Origin of the sequence: Tenacibaculum sp. M341 (assembly GCF_004337695.1) — a bacterium.
Lineage (GTDB): Bacteria > Bacteroidota > Bacteroidia > Flavobacteriales > Flavobacteriaceae > Polaribacter.
In genome coordinates, this window is sequence record NZ_SJXJ01000030.1 from 1 (window position 1) to 20040 (window position 20040).

Annotated in this window: 15 protein-coding genes; 5 read left to right on the top strand and 10 right to left on the bottom strand. The window is 30.3% G+C overall.

What is annotated here, in order from left to right; genetic code table 11:
* Window positions 1-307: 307 nt before the first annotated feature.
* Window positions 308-1351, bottom strand: a complete 1044-nt coding sequence (locus EYW44_RS20455) for a sensor histidine kinase (protein WP_132727219.1) — start codon at window positions 1349-1351, stop codon at window positions 308-310.
* A gap of 72 nt (window positions 1352-1423) precedes the next feature.
* The gene (locus tag EYW44_RS20460) at window positions 1424-2119 is read right to left on the bottom strand and encodes a response regulator transcription factor (protein WP_132727222.1); all 696 of its coding nucleotides are present in this window, start codon (window positions 2117-2119) and stop codon (window positions 1424-1426) included.
* 214 nt (window positions 2120-2333) lie between these two features.
* Here EYW44_RS20460 and EYW44_RS20465 point away from each other — a divergent pair, with 214 nt between their 5' ends.
* Together EYW44_RS20465 and EYW44_RS20470 are read left to right on the top strand one after the other, a co-directional pair.
* On the top strand, window positions 2334-6977 hold the full coding sequence (locus EYW44_RS20465) for a T9SS type A sorting domain-containing protein (protein WP_132727225.1): 4644 nt from the start codon (window positions 2334-2336) through the stop codon (window positions 6975-6977).
* Window positions 6978-7042: 65 nt separating this feature from the next.
* Window positions 7043-7669 (top strand): DUF6973 domain-containing protein, encoded by a 627-nt coding sequence (locus EYW44_RS20470; RefSeq protein WP_132727228.1) that lies wholly within the window; start codon window positions 7043-7045, stop codon window positions 7667-7669.
* A 48-nt stretch (window positions 7670-7717) separates the two neighbouring features.
* Here EYW44_RS20470 and EYW44_RS20475 read toward each other — a convergent pair whose 3' ends face one another.
* From EYW44_RS20475 to EYW44_RS20495, 5 genes are all read right to left on the bottom strand, one after another.
* Window positions 7718-8857, bottom strand: coding sequence for an ATP-binding protein (locus EYW44_RS20475; protein WP_132727231.1), 1140 nt, complete (start codon window positions 8855-8857; stop codon window positions 7718-7720).
* A 1-nt stretch (window position 8858) separates the two neighbouring features.
* The gene (locus EYW44_RS20480; protein WP_132727234.1) at window positions 8859-9731 is read right to left on the bottom strand and encodes an aldo/keto reductase; all 873 of its coding nucleotides are present in this window, start codon (window positions 9729-9731) and stop codon (window positions 8859-8861) included.
* On the bottom strand, window positions 9721-10479 hold the full coding sequence (locus tag EYW44_RS20485; RefSeq protein WP_132727237.1) for an SDR family NAD(P)-dependent oxidoreductase: 759 nt from the start codon (window positions 10477-10479) through the stop codon (window positions 9721-9723). The genes EYW44_RS20480 and EYW44_RS20485 overlap by 11 nt, the downstream gene beginning before the upstream one ends.
* Before the next feature lie 197 nt (window positions 10480-10676).
* Complete coding sequence (locus tag EYW44_RS20490) at window positions 10677-11594, bottom strand: hypothetical protein (protein WP_132727240.1); 918 nt, start codon at window positions 11592-11594, stop codon at window positions 10677-10679.
* Between the two features lie 102 nt (window positions 11595-11696).
* On the bottom strand, window positions 11697-12176 hold the full coding sequence (locus EYW44_RS20495; RefSeq protein ID WP_132727243.1) for a hypothetical protein: 480 nt from the start codon (window positions 12174-12176) through the stop codon (window positions 11697-11699).
* Between the two features lie 80 nt (window positions 12177-12256).
* Here EYW44_RS20495 and EYW44_RS20500 point away from each other — a divergent pair, with 80 nt between their 5' ends.
* Both EYW44_RS20500 and EYW44_RS20505 read left to right on the top strand, forming a co-directional pair.
* The gene (locus tag EYW44_RS20500; RefSeq protein WP_132727246.1) at window positions 12257-13366 is read left to right on the top strand and encodes an NAD(P)/FAD-dependent oxidoreductase; all 1110 of its coding nucleotides are present in this window, start codon (window positions 12257-12259) and stop codon (window positions 13364-13366) included.
* On the top strand, window positions 13363-13809 hold the full coding sequence (locus tag EYW44_RS20505) for a 3-oxoacyl-ACP synthase (RefSeq protein WP_132727249.1): 447 nt from the start codon (window positions 13363-13365) through the stop codon (window positions 13807-13809). Before EYW44_RS20500 ends, EYW44_RS20505 begins: the two co-directional genes overlap by 4 nt.
* Here the strand turns inward: EYW44_RS20505 and EYW44_RS20510 are convergent.
* From EYW44_RS20510 to EYW44_RS20520, 3 genes are all read right to left on the bottom strand, one after another.
* Window positions 13806-14726, bottom strand: coding sequence for an ABC transporter ATP-binding protein (locus tag EYW44_RS20510; protein ID WP_132727252.1), 921 nt, complete (start codon window positions 14724-14726; stop codon window positions 13806-13808). The two genes, EYW44_RS20505 and EYW44_RS20510, sit on opposite strands and share 4 nt — an antisense overlap.
* Window positions 14727-15038: 312 nt before the next feature.
* On the bottom strand, window positions 15039-17171 hold the full coding sequence (locus EYW44_RS20515; protein WP_132727255.1) for a M13 family metallopeptidase: 2133 nt from the start codon (window positions 17169-17171) through the stop codon (window positions 15039-15041).
* A 15-nt stretch (window positions 17172-17186) separates the two neighbouring features.
* A complete protein-coding gene (locus tag EYW44_RS20520) occupies window positions 17187-19340 on the bottom strand; it encodes a prolyl oligopeptidase family serine peptidase (RefSeq protein WP_132727258.1) in 2154 nt (717 codons plus the stop codon).
* Between the two features lie 146 nt (window positions 19341-19486).
* On the opposite strand from EYW44_RS20520, the gene trxA reads away from it, so the two are divergent.
* Window positions 19487-19846 carry a thioredoxin gene (trxA, locus tag EYW44_RS20525; protein WP_132727261.1) on the top strand — a complete coding sequence of 120 codons (360 nt, stop codon included), beginning with the start codon at window positions 19487-19489 and terminating at the stop codon, window positions 19844-19846.
* Window positions 19847-20040 lie beyond the last annotated feature (194 nt).

Genomic DNA, 20040 nt, shown 5'->3' on the forward strand with positions numbered 1-20040 from the left:
TTCTACTTCAGATACAACGGAAAGTTTAAAACTCATCGTATAATCTTTCTGAGTACGTTTACGGTAAATATTGTCGTTCATAATGTTACATAATTGTGTAACGCTATTTCAGGACGAGACAGATTAAAAAAATAAAAAAGCTGTCCATAAATGGGCAGCTTTTTTTGTAAGTTTTAGCTTATAAATAAATCTAATTTTAACCTTAAAAAGATGCTTAAGGTATGTTTTAAAGGTATAAAAAAACTGCTTGCATCTTCAATAATGAGATGAAAGCAGTTTCCTTTAAGTTTAAATAAGTCAACTAAATTTACATAGCTTTCTCAAGGGTAAAAGAAAATTCAGACCCTTCACCAAATGTACTTTTTAATAAAATAGTTTCGTTGTGAGCTTCAATAATATGCTTTACAATGGATAAACCTAAACCAGAACCTCCTTGTTCTCTAGATCTACTTTGATCTACTCTATAAAAACGTTCAAAAAGCCTCGGAATATGTTCTTGCTTTATTCCTTCACCATTATCACTTATTTTAATCACAAACTTATTTTCATTGTAAGTTTCTATGCTAGCAGTAGTAAAACCACCAACTTTACCATATTTAATTGAGTTAACAATTAAGTTAATAAGTACCTGTTCTATTCGTTCAATATCACCTTTTACAAAAATTGGAAAATCATATACTTTATCAAAAATAAGTTTGATATTCCTTTTTTTAGCTTTCATTTCAAATAAGTCAAAAACATTTTGAATAAGCTCTAAAATATTAAAAGGCTCTATTTTCATTTTCATTCCATCCGTTTCTAATTTGGCAATCATATCCAAATCTTTAACAATAGAAGTCAAACGCTCAACACCTTTATTTGCTCGCTCTAAATATTTATCTCTAATTATTTTATCATCAGCGGCACCTTCTATTAATGTTAAAATATATCCTTGTACGGTAAATAAAGGTGTTTTTAATTCGTGTGCTACATTACCTAAAAAGTCTCGTCTAAAAGAATCTCTCTCAGTTAAATTAGCAATTTCTTCTTTTTTATCTTCTACATAATCTTGTACTGTTTTTGTAAAAGAATCAATATCTGTAGTAATCTTATCTCTTTTTAAATCATTTACATCTAAAATAGAGATGTCTTGATATAACTTTTTTACACGCTGATAAATGAAGTGTTCTGCTCTGTATTGTATGATAAAAAAGGAAACAACAAACACTAGAATACCAAAAATAATAACTACAATTAATCCTAACGATTTAAAGAACGATAAGTATGAGAATACTGCAATTACAATAGAAATTAGCGTTAAATATAGTGCCGAAAATAATGCGTAATTATATGTTTTTTTTAGTTTCTTCATAATAAAAAAAGAAGGCTTGTCTTAGATTTTAAAACTAGACAAGCCGTAAATTATTTAAATTTAAAAAGACAATTATTTGTCTCCTTCCAATACAAACTTGTAACCAACACCTTTTACAGTTTTAAAATGATGATCACCAATTTTTTCTCTCAACTTTCTAATATGTACATCTATAGTTCTACCACCAACAACAACTTCATTTCCCCATACACTATCTAAAATAGTTTCTCTTTTAAAAACTTTACCTGGTTTAGATGTTAACAAAGAAAATAATTCGAATTCTTTACGAGGTAAAGTAATTTTATCATCTCCTTTAAAAACAACATATTCATCTCTATTAATTAAGATGTCTCCAATTTTAGTAGTTGCTTCTGAAGCAGTTTCAGTTTTTAAACGTCTTAATAAAGACTTTACTTTACTTACCAAGACCTTTGGTTTAATAGGCTTTGTAATATAATCGTCTGCACCTGCATCAAAACCTGCTACCTGAGAATAATCTTCTCCTCTAGCAGTTAAGAACGATATTAAAACATTTTCTAAAGTTTTAATATTTCTTATTTTTTCACAAGCTTCAATACCATCCATTTCTGGCATCATTATATCTAACAGAATTAAATGAGGTACTATTTTTTTGGCAATTTTAACGCCTTCTACCCCATTAGTTGCTGTAAATACTTGGTAACCTTCAGATCTAAGATTGTAACCTACAATCTCTAAAATATCAGGCTCATCATCAACTAATAAAATTTTAACATCATTAGTGTTCATACGTTATATTTTGATTAAGTAACGATTCCAAAAGTAACGATTTAATAACAAAAACAGTTAATGGTACTTTAACTTAATGTTGCTTTAATATTAATAAAAAGATTTTACCTAAGATTTAAAATCAGATATTTAAAATAAAAATAACCTTTTTGATGAAATATAAATCGTTACTTTTGATAAAGTCAACTTAATTTATAATTGAAAAGATAAAGAAATGAAAAAAAATTACTTAATTAGTCTATTAAGTATACTATTGTATGCTTTCACTTTTGCTTCAAGCACCAATACAGATCCTTCCATTGTAATAACCTCTTTAACAGAAGGACAGGTTTTGGATGCGGGCACTACTAGTGTTCTGGTTGAATATGAAATTAGAGATTTTCCTGGTTTCACACTAGGATCAGATGGATCTGTTGTATATAGGATTGAAAAGAATGGAGATTTTATAGATGCTAGAGATGGTATAACAGATACTTCTTTTACAATAGATGTACAAGCAGGTAATCAATATAGTATTGAATTAGAAATATTAGATACATCACTGAATCCTTTTTCACCAGCTGTTATATCTACAAGAAACTTTTCCATAGCTCCAGGTCCTTCAATAAACATTTATGCTCCTGATGATAATGAAGTTTTTGATGCTGCTACAACACAAGTAGATATATCTTACGATATTTTAAATTTTTCAGCAACAATAGGAACTGATGCTTTTGTGGTGTTCACTTTAAAAGAGAATGGAGACTTAGTGTTATCAAATAATGATATACGAGATACGACTATAAGCACACAAGTAAGAGCAGGCTACAATTATGAAGCTACTATAGAGTTAGTAGATGCTTCAGGAAATTCTTTTACGCCAGCTATAACATCTGTTAAAAACTATTCTGTAGCTGCATTTCCTTCTATCAATATTTTTGCGCCTTATGATGATGAGGTTTTTAGTACTACTACGTCTAGAGTAGAAGTTGCTTTTGATATTATTGATTTTCCAAATTTTACTTTGGGTACAGATGGTACTATTGTTTACACAGTAAAGAAAAATGGAGATATAGTTAATATAACAGATGATTTTACAGATACAGGTTTCTCTGTTGATGTAAGTGCAGGAAACGATTATAGTGTTGAAATAGAACTAGTAGATACAGATCGAAACTCTTTTAATCCTGCTATAAAATCAACTAAAAATTTCTCTGTTGTAGCTGATCCATCAGTAGTAATAACTTCTTTAACCCAAGGACAGGTTTTAGATGCGAATACTACAAGTATGAATGTTGAATATGAAATAAGAGATTTTCCTGGATTCACAGTTGGATCAGATGGTTATTTATCATATGTAGTTTGGAAAAATGGCGATATTATTTTAGAAGAAACAAATAATTCAGATATAGTTTTTGACGTAGCTTCTGGAAACAGTTATACTTTAGAGGTAGAATTATTAGATAGTGGAAAAGATAGATTTACTCCTAGAATTATGACTTCTGTAGATTTTTCTGTTGCAGCTGTAACGGGAAATCCTTCTATCAATATTTATGCTCCAGAAGACGGACAGGTTTTTGATGCTTCAACAACAAATGTAGATATTGCTTTTGATATTATTGGTTTTCCTAGTTTTACTTTAGGTACAGATGGTACAGCTGTTTATACAATAAGAAAAAATGGAGATATAGTTAGTATAACAGATGATTTTACTGATACAAGTTTTTCTGTAGATGTAAATGCTGGGAACGATTATAGTGTTGAAATAGAGTTAGTAGATACAGCTCGTAATTCTTTCGATCCAGCTATTAAGGCAACTAAAACTTTCTCTGTAGCTGCAGCTGCTCCTTCAGTAGTAATTTCTTCTCCAACAGACGGACAAGTTTTTGAATCAGGTACTACAAGTGTTCCTTTTAGATATGATATATTAAATTTTCCAGATTTCAATAATATAGATGGATTTATAAGTTATTCTGTAAAAGAAGATGGTGATCCAAATACTACAACAGAAATAGCAGCAGCAGGAGTAAATATAGATTGGTCAGTAACCGCAGGTAATTATTTTTTAGAAATAGAAGTTTTAGATGAAAATGAGAATTCTTTTTCGCCAGCTATTTTAGCTTCTGTTAATTTTTCTATCACCGAATCAACTTCAGCTGATCCATCAGTAGTAATAACTTCTTTAACACAAGGACAGGTTTTAGATGCGAATACTACAAGTATGAATGTTGAATATGAAATTAGAGATTTTCCTGGATTCACAGTTGGAGCCGATGGTTATTTATCATATATAGTATGGAAGAATGGCGATATTATTTTAGAAGAAACAGATAATACAGATATTGTTTTTGATGTTGCTTCTGGAAACAGTTATACTTTAGAGGTAGAATTATTAGATAGCGGAAAAGATAGATTTACTCCTAGAATTATGACTTCTGTAGATTTTTCTGTTGCAGCTGTAACAGGAAGTCCTTCTATCAATATTTTTGCTCCAGAAGACGGACAGGTTTTTGATGCTTCAACCACAAATGTAGATATTGCTTTTGATATTGTTGATTTTCCTAGTTTTACTTTAGGTACAGATGGTACAGCAGTTTATACAGTAAGAAAAAATGGAGATGTAGTTAGTATAACAGATGATTTTACAGATACAAATTTTTCTATTGATGTAAATACAGGGAATGATTATAGTGTTGAAATAGAGTTAGTAGATACAGCTCGTAATTCTTTTGACCCAGCTATAAAGTCAACTAAAATTTTCTCTGTGGCTGCAGCTGCTCCTTCAGTAGTTATTTCTTCTCCAACTGACGGACAAGTTTTTGAAGCAGGTACAACAAGTGTCCCTTTTAGATATGACATATTAAATTTTCCAGATTTCAATAACATAGATGGATTTATAAGTTATTCTGTAAAAAAAGATGATGACCCAAATACTACAACAGAAATAGCAGCAGCAGGAGTAAATATAGATTGGTCTGTAACCGCAGGTAATTATTTTTTAGAAATAGAAGTTTTAGATGAAAATAAAAACTCTTTTTCACCAGCTATTTTAGCTACTACAAATTTCTCAGTAGCAGAAGCTGTTGGTCCATCAATTGTATTTACTTCACCAGATATGGATACTGTTTTTGAGTCAAATACAACAAGTGTTGATGTTACATATGAAATAAGAGATTTCCCTGGTTTTACTTTAGGTTCAGATGGTTCAATCATATACACGATTCGTAAGAATGGGGATATTATCGATTCTGGAGATAATTTTACTGAAACTAATTTTAATATAGATGTTAGTGCTGGAAATGAGTATAGAGTAGAAGTGGAGTTGGTAGATGCTTCTTCTAATCCTTTTACACCAGAAGTTAGAGGAGATCTAGTTTTTTATGTTGCTGATGTTGTTAATCCATCAATAGTGTTTTTAACGCCAGATAATGATACTGTTTTTGATGCAAATACCACCAATGTTGATATTTCTTATGAAATAAGAGATTTTCCTGACTTCACTTTGGGTACAGATGGCTCTGTGAAATATACAGTTAGTAAAAATGGAGCAACAGAATATATAATAGACGATGTAGTTGAAACTAATTTCTCAGTAGCAGTAACTGAAAACAATGCATATCAAATTGAAGTTGAATTGGTAGATGCAGATCGTAATTCATTCAATCCAGCAATAAAAAAATCAGTATTCTTTTCAGTGGCTTCAGCTACACCTTCAGTAGAGATTATATCACCTCAACAAAGTGAAAGTTTATCTCCTTCAACAACAGAAGTGACAGTTGAATATGAAATTAAAAACTTCCCAAGCTTTACTCCAGGTTCTGACGGTTTTGTGAAATACACAGTTAGTAAAAATGGAGTGACGACAATTGAAGAAGATAATTATATTGATATTATTTTTGATGTTACAGCTGGTAGCTATACAGTTGAGGTAGAGTTATTAGATGGTGCTAAAGAACCTTTTTCTCCTAGAATTTTAGCTGCAACTTGGTTTAATATAAGTGATACTTATAGAGAAGCAAGTAGTTTAGAAGAACTAGGATATTCTGATAGAGGTGAGTTTTATGAGCTTATCAATGAAATAACAATAACATACGATACTCAAAATGAAAGAAACCAAAAGTACATTCAAGATGATTCTGCTGGTTTTATTATTGATGATGTAAAAAATGTTTTAGACGGATATAATGAAGGTGATGTTTTTACAGGTTTAAAAGGGCAATATATAGAAGATGCTGAAGGAAAGAAATTTATTCCAGAGCAAGAGCCTACAAATGTAGTTTCTACAGGAAATACTATTCCACCAACAGTATTAACACTTGAAGAGTTAATTGATAATATAGATGAATATCAATCGCAAAGAGTAACCATTAAAAATGCTAGTTTTGATGCCGCTGATGGTGTGGCTAGGTTTGATAGTTCAATTACAAGAGATTATTTAATTTCTAGTGGAGATTTACAAATGGTTTTTAGATTAGAGTTTGATGGTTTAGATTTAGAAGGAACTATCATTCCTCAAGGTACTTTTGATATTACTGGAATTGCAGCTAAACCAGCAACAAGTTCAAGAAGAACAAGTGGTCTTGCTCAAATATTTCCTACTGAGTTATCTGGTATAACAACCAGTGTTAAAGAAAACACTATTGAAGGCTTTAATGTATTTCCTAATCCAATAACTAAAAATGGTTCTTTAACTATTACTACAGCTTCATTTGAAGATAAAAAAGTGGAGATTTTTAATTTATTAGGAAAAAGAGTGCTAGTTAAAAATGTTACAGGAAACATCAATAATGTAACTATTGAACAATTATCTTCTGGAATGTATGTATTAAAAGTTACAGCATCTGGGCAAATAGCAACAAAAAAATTAATTATTAAATAATAAGGCATTATTTATGCTATTTAAAAAAGAGAGTTGTAAAAGGCTCTCTTTTTTAATGATATCATATGAAAAATACAATTGTAAAGGTTTTAATATTCGCTGCTATTACTAGTGGATATACTCAGTCAAGTTATGAAAAGTTTAAAAAGTTATCTCGTCCTAAAAAATGGTGGACAATTTTTCATCCATTTAAAGCAAAAAAGGCATTAGTAATATCGTTAGAAGCCAAAAGGGTTGCTGATAGTATTAGAAAAACTAATTTGTTAGATGGAGATCATGCAGGCGGACAAGTGGATGCTTTTAGACATTCATATTGGATGGCTCGATTAAATGAAGAAATTGGTACTTCTGCAGCACGATCATTAGGAAGAGCACATGAGAAAGAAAACTATTTAATGTATAAAAAACAACGATTAGAAGAAGGAATTGTGCCTGATGAAATTTCTTCTGAAATGGACTTGTTTAATAATGAAGTAGGGCTTACTCTAACAGAGAAAGGTAGAAAATCACCAAGAAAAGGATTAATTTATAAAGTGATTAATGCAATCACTAGTGGAAAAATGAAGGTGATAAAAAAGAATAAAAAAGGACAGTTTTTAACTCAAAAAGATCTAGTAATTCATACCGATTCATTAAAAGGAAAATGGAAAAATAATAAGTGCTTAGTAAGTTCAGATTACAAGCGAAAATAAGTTATATAGAAGTCGAGTAGGTAACTCCTTAGCTTCTATTTTTTAATTTTAGTGATACTTTACTTTACGTAAAACTCTAACAACGTCTTTGTACTTAATATAGGTTGTTTTATCTTCTAAATCTCGAATATAGTTTTTAGCTTTTTCTAGTTGTTCTTTCGCATCTAAAAAATTATTTAAATAGCAGATTAAATAATTGTTCGGAAGTCTAGATACATCTTCATGTTCTGTCACTGATAATGGAATATTTTCTTCTATTTTTCGAACTACTTCATTACTTGTTTCATAAATGTGTTTAATAATATTGATATCGTAAGTTGGTGGTTCAAATAAAAATTCTTTTATAATCTCCAATTTTCCATTGTTCTTAAAATGTATGATTGTTTTTTCTAACGGATATCTAGTTTCATCTTTCTCTAATCCTAGTAAGATATACTCAACAATAATAAAAGAATGATCACTTATCTTTATTTGTACTTCGTCTAAAGCAGAATAAAACAAACGTACTTGTTCGTTAATTAATTCAATATCAACTCTAGAGTAGTATTCTTTTTCATTAATAACTGTTTTTTTGCCTGCCCAGCATAGTACAAATTGTTCTTTAAAAACAGTATAAGTAGGGTTGTATTCTTCTTTATGTCTATTTAAAAAATCGAAAACACCATCTAATGTAAGTTGAATATTATTACTAGCATTTTTTTCAATAGCAGTAACAATATCTTTGTTTGTGTTTCTAAGTTCAAAATCTCCCTCTATAGGCATAGAGTTGCTACCTCTTCTGTAAAAGACCGTGTTTTTTGGATACTTCCATGCATTTTTAGCTAAACGAGAAGTGTTTTTGTTGGGTAAAATAGTTACCAATCCAATTACTTTATACCTTGGTAAACCTGTAAAAGGTATGTTTTCGTATTGAATTTTAGGAGGGTTGATTAAATAAGCGTTTACTAGGTTTTGTATTTTACTGTCGTCAAAAAAATCAACGCCAATTACCTTATTGTCTTCATCTCTAATACCTATAACAATGTATGAGTTATTATCAGGATTAGAATTAGAAAGGGCACAAATGTGTTTTACAAATTTTGCTTTTCCTTCTTTATTTCCTAACGATAATTTTTCCTTTTTATCATAAAAGCTATTTTCATCGTTATTAGAGAGTAAGTTTTTTATGAGTAAACGCTTATTTATCATTTTAAGCTACTTTATGACCTCTACTTGCTTCATAAAGAATAAACCAATCTTGTAAATCTAAATTGATTGTTTTTGCAGTATTTGCTTGTATAATTCTATTCTTGCTAGTAGTACCAATTACAGGAATACTTTGCGCAGGATGTTTTAAAATCCAAGCTAATAATAGTTCACTTTCAGTTACATTATATTTTATTGAAAGTTCTTTTAAAACGGCGCTTATTCTTTCAGATTGTTCGTTTTCTAAAGAAAAGAATTTTCCGAGCGGACTCCAACACATGGTTTTAATATTATTTGAAAGTAAATAATCTAATAAACCATTTTCAATTGCTGAATTCTGAATTAGTGAAAATTCGATTTGATTTGCAGTAATAGAAAGATTACTTTTTTTCAATAAATCTATTTGAGAAGGTGTAAAGTTAGAAACCCCAAAATCAATAATCTTTCCTTGTTTTTGAAGTAATTCTATAGCTTCAGAAATTTCATCTGCTTGCATTAACGGACTAGGTCTGTGTAATAACAATACATCTAAATAATCTGTATGTAAATTTTTTAAAGATTGTTCTACACTCCAAATAATATATTCTTTAGAGTAGTTGTAATGCTTAACTTTATTTGGTCTGGTATCTGTTTTGTATTGAATACCACATTTTGAAATTAACTGAATATCTTCTCTTTTTACACCGCTTTTGGCAAAGGCTTTCCCAAAATCAAGTTCAGTAGAATAATCTCCATAAATATCAGCATGATCAAAAGTAGTATTACCTTGTTCAATGCAAAAATGCATTAAGTCTACCATTTCATCCGTAGAAAATTGCTTACCCCAGGCTCCCCAAGTCATGCAACCAATTATAATATCAGAAAGTTTAGTTTTCATCTTTTTTTAAAATAGAAGCACTAGCTTGTGCTGTTGGATAAACAATTAAATCTTCAATATTCACATGATATGGGCGCGTAACCACAAAATGAATAATATCAGCAATATCTTCTGCTTGCAAAGCTTTATAACCTTGGTATACTGTTTTTGCTCTTTCAGAATCTCCTTTAAAACGAACATCAGAAAACTCTGTTTCTACAAGTCCAGGATGAATAGCAGATACTCTAATATTATGTTGATTTAAATCTAAACGCATTGCTTTGTTTAGAGCGTTTACAGCAAATTTTGAAGCACAATATACATTTCCGTTAGGATATACTTCTTTACCAGCAATTGAACCTATATTTACAATAAAACCATTGTTTCTTTCAATCATCGATGGAATAATCATTTTTGTAACATATAAAAGTCCCTTTACATTTCCATCAATCATTGCATCCCAATCATCAATATTACCTTCTTGTATTGAGTGTAAACCGTGTGCATTTCCTGCATTGTTGATTAAAATATCTATTTGATTGAATTCTGAAGGTAAGCTTTCAATAGCTTTAGTAACCTCCTCTTTATAACGTACATCAAACTGTAGTGTGTGTACTTCTGTAAGTTCAGACAATTCTTCTTTTAAAGCTTGAAGTTTTTCAGTTCTTCTTCCACAAATAACAAGTCTAATGTTGTTTTGAGCAAAAAGAATTGCAGTAGCCTTACCAATTCCGGAAGTAGCTCCGGTAATAAAAGCTGTTAATGACATGTGTTGATTAAGTTTTTTATAAAGGTAAAATTTTTAATGTAAATGAGGTGTTATAGAATTTAGAAATTTGGTAAGAAACTGGTTACTTGAAGTTTTTTAGTGTTATATAAAAATAAAAACCGTCCCTTTTAAAAGAGACGGTTTTTTCTTCAATTGGCTATCGAGAAATAACCAACCAAAAATCAACTAACCAAACTTTATTTTAATACCTTTCTTGTAATTTCTTTTCTTTTTATTTTAGTACGTTTTCTACCATTATTTCTTACAACATCTTTTGCTGTTTTCCCACTTTTACTCTTTAAAAGTTGAATAAAACTTCTTCCTGAGAATGTATATGTGGTTCCTGTACTTACGTGAAATAAATCAACTGTTCCGTCATTAACAACGCTTAATTCAAATTCTTCAATATCTCCGCCATCATAATTTAGTGTTAAAAATTTCAAGTCGTTAAAACCTGTTATATCACTAACTGTATAAGAACCTACATAATCCCAATTTATAAAATCAACATTTGTGCCAAAGTCATCATGAGATGAATAGAATGTTGTAACATTTTCTGGAGTGAATTGTAAAAAGTGCTCAGCATCAAACGGATTTGGAGCTCCATTTCTAGTACCAATTCTTTCCCAGGCTACATATTCTTGTAAGAAAAATTCAATATTTTCATAAAACAATCTATCATAATCAAAATCATTTCTGTTGTAACCTACTAATAAATAACTAGCGTCACTGTTTATATCGTATATTCTAATTTCATTGTTGCTTAATACATCAATTTCAAAAGCATGGTTACCATCTATATTATGAAAGGTTTCCAAAACACCATCATCAAAAGTTTGATAACTTCCAACTTGTATACCCAAACCATTTCCTGTTCTTCCTATATCAACTATATTGTTGTTTGCGTACAAACGTCCGTTTAAAAAAGATACCGTAAAAGCACTTGATAAATAAGGAATTTCGGTATTACCTCCTCTGTTATGAATATCTACATACCATAAATCGTATCCAGATACAACTTCTTCTGCTGAAATAAAATTGTCATTGCGAACAACACATGAGTTTAAAGTTGTTATGGCTATTAATATTCCTAAAAGTAATTTTATTGTTCTCATATCTTAATAGTATTATGGTTATGTATGGTGTATTTCAAAATGCATGCCAAAAAAAAGACTACCTAAAAAAGGCAGTCTTAAAATATTATAAATACTAGTTGTTTATTGTATTCTTCTAGCTGGTTTTTCTTCAGAAAGTTTTGTTATTTTGAAGTACTTTTTAGTCCCTTTATAAATGTAACTAACAGCAGCTTCTGTATCTTTTAATTCAAAAGGAAGCTTTTCTATTTTTTCTGTTGGTTTGTTCCCAAACTCTTTTTTAGCATCACCTTCCATTACTAGATTTTTTAATCTATGGTCTGTTTTATCTTGAAACTGACCCAATATTGATGTGCTACCATTAAATTCTTTGTAACTAACTTTTGTTTGTCTGTTTTTATAAAAAATACTCTCAAAAGTTATCTCATCTGTAGCTTTATAAGTAATGTTTATGTTAGTGCCTTGCACTCCTCTAACACCTCCTGTCCAATTTAAATAAGTAGCAGAAATTACTTCGAAAGGAGGCTTTGAATCCATTTTATGACTTGCACAATTCATAAAAAATAGTGTTGTTAACGATAATAAAATATTCAGAATCTTCATGATAACTTTTTAAATTAACTATTCAAGTATCGTACCAAATTACAAATTATATTTAAATGGATTTGTTTAGTTTTATAATTATGAAAAATTTTAGTTACTGGGAGATTAAAGAATGGTTTTCTAATGTAGATTTTACAATTATAGGAAGTGGAATTGTAGGTTTGAATTGTGCGATAAGATTAAAAGAGAAATTTCCTACAGCAAAAGTTTTAGTTCTTGAAAAGGGAATGTTGCCACAAGGAGCAAGTACAAAAAATGCAGGTTTTGCTTGCTTCGGAAGTTTATCTGAACTTATTCAAGATTTAGCATCTCATTCTGAACAAGAGGTATTAGATTTAGTAAAGAAAAGATGGAATGGGTTACAACTTTTAAGAAAGAATTTAGGTGATCAAAATATCGGTTTTGAATTAAATAAAGGATATGAACTATTTATTAATAATGATTTATATGAAAGTAGCATTTCAAAAATGAATCAGGTTAATAAGTTGTTACATCCAATTTTTAAAGAAGATACTTTTAAAAAGAGTGATAATATTTTTCAGTTTAAAAATATTAAAGAACAATATGTTGTTAATCAGTTTGAAGGGCAGATTGATACTGGGAAAATGATGAAAGCTTTATTATTTAAAGCTCAAAAATTAGAAATACAAATTGTAAATAATTTTACAGTTGATAGTTTTGAAGACTATTCAAATAAGGTTACGGTACATGCTAATGACTTTAGTTTTACAACAGATAAGTTATTAATTGCTACAAATGGTTTTTCTAAAAAATTATTGAATGAGAACGTAACACCAGCCAGAGCACAGGTGTTAATAACAAAACCAATTAAAAATTTACATATTAAAGGGACTTTTCATTTTGATGAAGGATATTATTATTTTAGAAACATAGATAATAGAATTCTATTTGGAGGAGGTAGAAATTTAGATTTTAAAGGAGAGGAAACAACTAAATTTGAAACAACAGATCGAATTCAAAATAAATTAAAGGAATTACTAGAAACTACTATTTTACCCAATGCCTCTTTTGAGGTGGCGCATAGTTGGAGTGGAATTATGGGAGTTGGAAATCAAAAGAAGGCAATTGTTAAGAATATTTCAGACAATGTTTTTTGTGGCGTTAGGCTAGGAGGTATGGGAGTAGCTATTGGAAGTTTTGTTGGTAAAGAGTTAGCAGATTTATTATGAGTATAAAAAATCAATTATTTGAACAATGTAGATTGTTTGTGCAGAAAAGAGAGGAAACAGTTTTACAAATAATAAATTCTAATAAGAAGGCTTTGTTAAGTGAAACAAAAAGTTCTGCGGGAGATAAACATGAAACAGGCAGAGCAATGTTACAACTAGAGATGGAAAAAGCTAGCCAGCAATTAGAAGGAATTCAGATAATGAAAGAAACACTAGCTAAAACAAATTTAGAAGTTAGTCAAAAAGTTCGTTTAGGAAGCTTGATTATAACTGATAAAGTAGGCTATTTTTTATGTATAAGTGCCGGTCAGTTAAAGGTTGAAGGAAAATTGTTTTTTGCAGTTTCAGCTTCTTCACCTATTGGAAAGCAGCTATTAGGTAAAGAAATTAATAATGAAATTGTATTTAACGGAAATAAGTTAATTATTAAAGAGGTGCTTTAAAAATCGATAGTAATTTCTGTTCCTTGATCAATATCTGATAAATGTGATACAAATACGTTTTGATTTTTATAAGATACTTGTATTAACCAGTAAAAACCTTTAAAAAAAGTTTTTAAAACAGTGGCGTTGCGTGTTGAACTTTCTACAATTTTTATTTGATGCGGATACATTAGTATACTTTTATTATCTACTAAAATCTCGTTTACGTCATCAAATAAAGAAGCCACATATTTATTGGTTAAATCGTTGTACAATTTCTTCGGATGATCTTTAGCTAAAATGGTATTGTTTTGTATTACAATTAATTGATCAGAAAAAGATAAAGCATCGTTACCATCATGGGTAGCAACAATACAAGCTATTTGTTTTTCTTTTAGGTAATTAAATAAGTTTCTACGTAAGGCATTCTTTTTAAAATTATCAATTTGACTAAAAGGTTCGTCTAGTAATAATAATTCAGGCTCTTTAGCCAAAGCTCTTGCAATGGCAACTCGTTGTTGTTGACCTCCGCTCAAGTTTTTTACTTTTATGTTAGCAAACTGACTCATTTCAATCACTTCTAATAATTCTTCTGTTCTTGCTTGAGCTTCTTCAGGATAAAAACGAGACAAAAACTTTGAAATGTTTTCAGAGACTGTTGTATATGGCATTAAATCAAAATTTTGCGGAACGTATTTAAAAAACTCCATACCTGGAACTAAATGAAAAGCAGGTCCTAAAATTGTATGTTCGTTCCAGAAAAGATTACCCTTTGCAACATCAAGTAAGCCATAAATAATTTTAAGTAAAGTAGATTTTCCGCAGCCACTTTCACCCATAATACTTAAATGTTCGCCTTTGTTTAAAGTGAAACTAACATCCTTTAAAGTTGTTTTTTTATCGGGGTACGAAAATGAAATATTATTTACTTGTAGCATTATTGTAAAAGTAAATATTACAAGTTTTATATACACCATTTGTTTTAAGAAAAATAGCAGTACTATTATAAATATTAAGGCAAAAAAAAACCTCTCAGTAGGAGAGGAAAATAAAATTAATCTCGGGGGCGATGAGTCTTAAAATATTTGAAATAAAGGTACGTATATCAGGGAGTTATGTTTTCAGGAAAAACCCCTAAAATGATAAGCCCAAATGTTAAAATTATAATACTTTTTTATCTTAATCTTTGATTTTTAGACATAAAAAAACCGATACATTTTTGTATCGGTTCTTAAATATGCTTTTAAATCTTACCAGATTTTAACACGATCTTCAGGTTTTAAATACATTTTATCCCCTTCTTTAATATTAAATGCTTCATAAAAAGCATCCACATTTTTTAAAGGTACATAAGCTCTAAATTTACCAGGAGCATGTGGATCTGTTTTAATTTGATTTTTTAATGCTTCAGGACGAGCCTTAGTTCTCCAAATAGTTCCCCAAGAAAGGAAGAAACGTTGTTCAGGAGTAAATCCATCAATGTTCTCTGGACGACCATTTTTCGCTAAGAAAATTTGTAATCCTTCATAAGCAGCATTAACACCACCTAAGTCACCAATATTTTCACCTAAAGTAAACGTACCATTTACATGAACACTATCAATTGCCACCAATGCATCAAATTGATCTATTAAAGCTTTACCTTCCTTTTCAAACTTTTTAGCATCTTCTTCAGTCCACCAGTTGTTTAAGTTTCCGTCACCATCAAAACGAGCACCAGAATCATCAAAACTATGTGAAATTTCATGACCAATTACAGCACCAATACCACCATAGTTTACAGCTTCATCAGCTTGATAGTTGTAAAAAGGAGGTTGTAAAATAGCAGCTGGGAAAACAATTTCATTGTTTACAGGGTTAAAGTAAGCATTTACTGTTTGTGGAGACATTCCCCATTCAGTTCTATCAACAGGCTTACCTAATTTAGCCATATCTTCTTCGTAGTTCCACTTTGCTACATTAATTGAGTTTTCAAAATAACTACCACCTTCTTTAATACCTTTTACTTCTAAAGTAGAGTAATCTTTCCATTTGTCAGGATACGCTATTTTTACAGTAAGTTTACTTAACTTTTCTAAAGCTTTTTTCTTAGTAGGCTCGCTCATCCAAGTTAAACCATTAATACGCTTTTCAAAACCTAAAAGAACATTATCAATCATTTCTTTAGCTTTTTGTTTAGCTTCTGGCGGAAACTTTTCAGCAACATATAATTTACCAATAGCTTCACCGATAGATCCATTTACAGATGCTAAAGCTCTTTCATCACGAGCTCTTTGTTGTTTTGCACCACGTAAATCTCTACTGTAAAATTCCCAGTTTGTCTTTTCTAAGTCGGTACTTAATAAACCAGCAGCACCATTAATAGCATTCCAACGTAATAATGTTTTTATATCAGCTACAGAACGAGTTGTAAAAATATCGTTCATCGCTTTAAAGTATTTAGGATCTGTTACAATAACTTTATCAACACTGCTTGTACCATCTTTCAAACCTATACGTACTCCAATTCCTTCAAAGTGAGCTTTCCAGTCAATAGCAGGAACTAATTCTTGAAGTTCTTCAACAGACATAGGATTGTATATTTTCCTAGTGTCTCTTCTCTCTTCTTTTGTCATTTTTGGCTTTGCTAAACTAGTTTCAAAAGCAACAACTGTAGCAGCATTTTTAGCAGCCTCAGCTTCAGTTTCGCCAAGTTTTTGAAACATTTTAGCAACAAAACCTTCGTATTTTTTTAGTTTCTCTTTAGTGTCTGCATCTTCATCAACGTAATAGTCTCGAGATAAACCTAAACCACTACCACCTAAATAACCAGCATTCATATTACTGTTTTTTAAGTCGTTGAAAACTCCTAAGCCATAAAATGCACCACCTCCATAAGGAGCCATTTTAGTGATATAAGTTTCTACATCTTTCTTAGTTTTAATCTCATCAATTTTAGCTAAGTAAGGTTTTAAAGGAGCAATACCTTGCTCATTACGAGCAACTGTATCCATAATGCTTTCATAATAGTTTACTGCTTTTTGCTGATCACTATCAATCTCATTACCTTGAGCGTCTTTAATTTTAGGAAAATTACCTTCTTCAATAGCTTCTCCTAAAATTTTTAATACATCTGCATCTGTTTTTTTACGTAACTCTCCAAAGCCACCCCATGAAGTTCTATCTGCTGGTATCTCAGTTTTATCTAACCAAGAACCATTTACAAATCTGAAAAAATCCTCAGTAGGTTTTACAGAAGTGTCCATATTTTCCAAGATGATTCCAGGAATCTTTTCAACAGCAACTTCTTTTGCTTCATTAGATTTTGGATTATCAGTTTTACAAGAAGCAATTACTAAAGATGTAATTGCTACTGTATATAACCCTCTTTTAAAATATTTCATTACGAGTTGTTTTTATTATGATTTAATTTTTGTGTTTGCTGAGTTTGGTAATTCTTTATATCCCATATTATGCAGTGTAAAACCAAAAATATCGGCATATTGCTCAATAGTTTTAGCTACAGGAGTTCCCGCACCATGACCTGCATTCGTTTCAATTCTAATTAAAACAGGGTTATTTCCTTCTTGTTTTTCTTGTAATTCAGCAGCAAATTTAAAACTATGTGCAGGCACTACACGATCATCATGATCACCAGTTGTTACCATTGTTGCTGGATACTTTGTTCCTTTTTTAACGTTATGAACAGGAGAGTATGCTTTTAAATATTCAAACATTTCTTTACTTTCTTCAGCAGTACCATAATCGTATGCCCAACCAGCTCCGGCTGTAAAAGTATGATAACGTAACATATCTAAAACACCTACAGCAGGTAAAGCTACTTTCATTAGTTCTGGACGTTGTATCATAGTTGCACCTACTAATAAACCTCCGTTAGAACCACCTCTAATTGCTAAGAAATCAGATGAAGTATATTTACTCTCTATTAAATATTCAGCAGCAGCAATGAAATCATCAAAAACATTTTGTTTTTGCATTTTAGTACCAGCTACGTGCCATTTTTTACCATATTCTCCACCACCACGTAAATTTGGTACAGCGTAAACACCACCTTGTTCCATCCATACTGCATTTGCAATACTAAAACTTGGAGTTAAACTTACATTGAATCCACCGTAACCATATAAGATAGTAGGATTTTTACCATTTAATTCAATTCCTTTTTTATAAGTAATAATCATAGGAACTTTTGTACCGTCTTTAGAGGTGTAAAAAACTTGTTTACTTTCGTAATCATCTGAATTGAAAGCAATGTTTGGTTTCCAGTAAACTTTATAAGTACCTTCTTTAGGGTTGTATTTATATGAAGAACCTGGAGTTTTATAGTTTGTAAAAGAGAAATATAAATCTTTAGCATCTTTCTTTCCACCAAATCCACCAGCAGATCCAACTCCTGGTAATTCAATTTCTCTAACTAATTTACCTGTATAGTCGTATTGGAATATTTTTGATACAGCATCTACCATATATTCAGCAAAGAAAAAACCAGCTCCAGTTGAAGGGCTTAATACATTTTCAGTCTCAGGAATAAAATCTTTCCAGTTTTCAGGAGTAGGATTAGCAGCATCTACAGTAACAATCTTTTTGTTTGGAGCTTCTAAGTTTGTAACTAAGTACAATTTACTTCCTTCGTTTTCTATAACATATGTATCACTTTTAGTATCACCTAAAACAGTTACAATTGGACTTCCTTCAACGGTTAAGTCTTTCATTAATAATTTGTTTCCAGATGTAGATATTCTTGGATAAATAAAAAGATATTTTCCGTCTTCAGTAACGCTTCCACCAACATATCTATGTTTTTCTTCTGGCTTAGCTCCAAAAATAACTTTGTCATCTTTTTGGCTAGTACCTAACTTATGATAGTATAATTTGTGTTGATCTGTTTTTGCAGATAATTCACTTCCTTTAGGTTTGTCGTAACTAGAATAGTAAAAACCATCGTTGTCTTTCCAAGAAATACCAGAAAATTTAACATCAACTAAGGTGTCTTCTTTTACTTCTCTTGAAGCTGCATCTATAATAATAATTTTACGCCAGTCACTTCCTCCTTCGGAAATAGAATAAGCAACTGTTTTTCCATCTTTAGAAAAACTAACCGAACTCATTGAAGTTGTACCGTCTTTAGAAAATGTATTAGGATCTAAAAACACTTCTTCTTTACCATCTTCTTTTTTTCTATATAGAACGTAGTGATTTTGTAAACCATCATTTTTATAGAAATAAGTATAATCTCCTTCTTTAAAAGGAACGCCTAACTTTTCGTAGTTCCATAATTCAGATAATCTATTTTTTAATTGTTCTCTGTATGGAATTTTAGATAGATAATCGAAAGTAACTTTGTTTTCAGACTTTACCCAATTTTCAGTTTCTTCACTTCTATCGTCTTCTAACCATCTATAATTATCAGTTACCTCTGTTTCAAAGTAAGTATCTACTACAGGTTGTTTTTTAGTTTCAGGATATTTCAATGCCATTGTGTCTTCAGAAATATTTTGTTTACAGGCAACTAGTAATAAACTAGCGGCAACTGGAATGAATATTTTTTTCATATTTTATGTTGATTAGTTTAAGCGTCTCAAAATTAGATTAAAAAAACAATCAAACGTTACATATTAAGATGTTTTTAACATTAATAGGTGTTTTTCTGTAATGTTTTTAAGTATTATCGTCTAACTTTATACGAAAACAAATCAAAATGACAGAGTTATTATCAAAAGATACATTCCTAGAAAAAATATTTAATTACGAAGAGAGTAAAGAGTGGAAATTTAAAGGTGAAATACCTGCAATTATAGACTTCTATGCGGATTGGTGTGGTCCGTGTAAAGCTCTGGCACCTGTGTTAGAGCAGTTAAGTAATGAATATGAAGGAAAAGTAAGAATATATAAAGTAGATACAGAAGCAGAAAGAGAGTTATCTGCAATGTTTGGTATTAGAAGTATTCCATCAATGCTATTTTGTCCGGTAAATGAAGATCCTCAAATGGCACATGGAGCATTACCAAAGCAACAAATACAGAAAATTATAGCCGATGTTTTAAAGGTAAATAATTAAATAAAAGGCAAATACACTTTTGTAATAATACCCTACATACCATGTGGGGTATTATTGTTTACCAAATACACATAAAAACAAACCATTTATACAAAACTTAGTTTTTATAAGTAGAATGTTCATATATTTGCTTTGTACTTTTATGTATTCAACATTTACACAATCATAAATCGTAATATTGGGGATTATTCGAA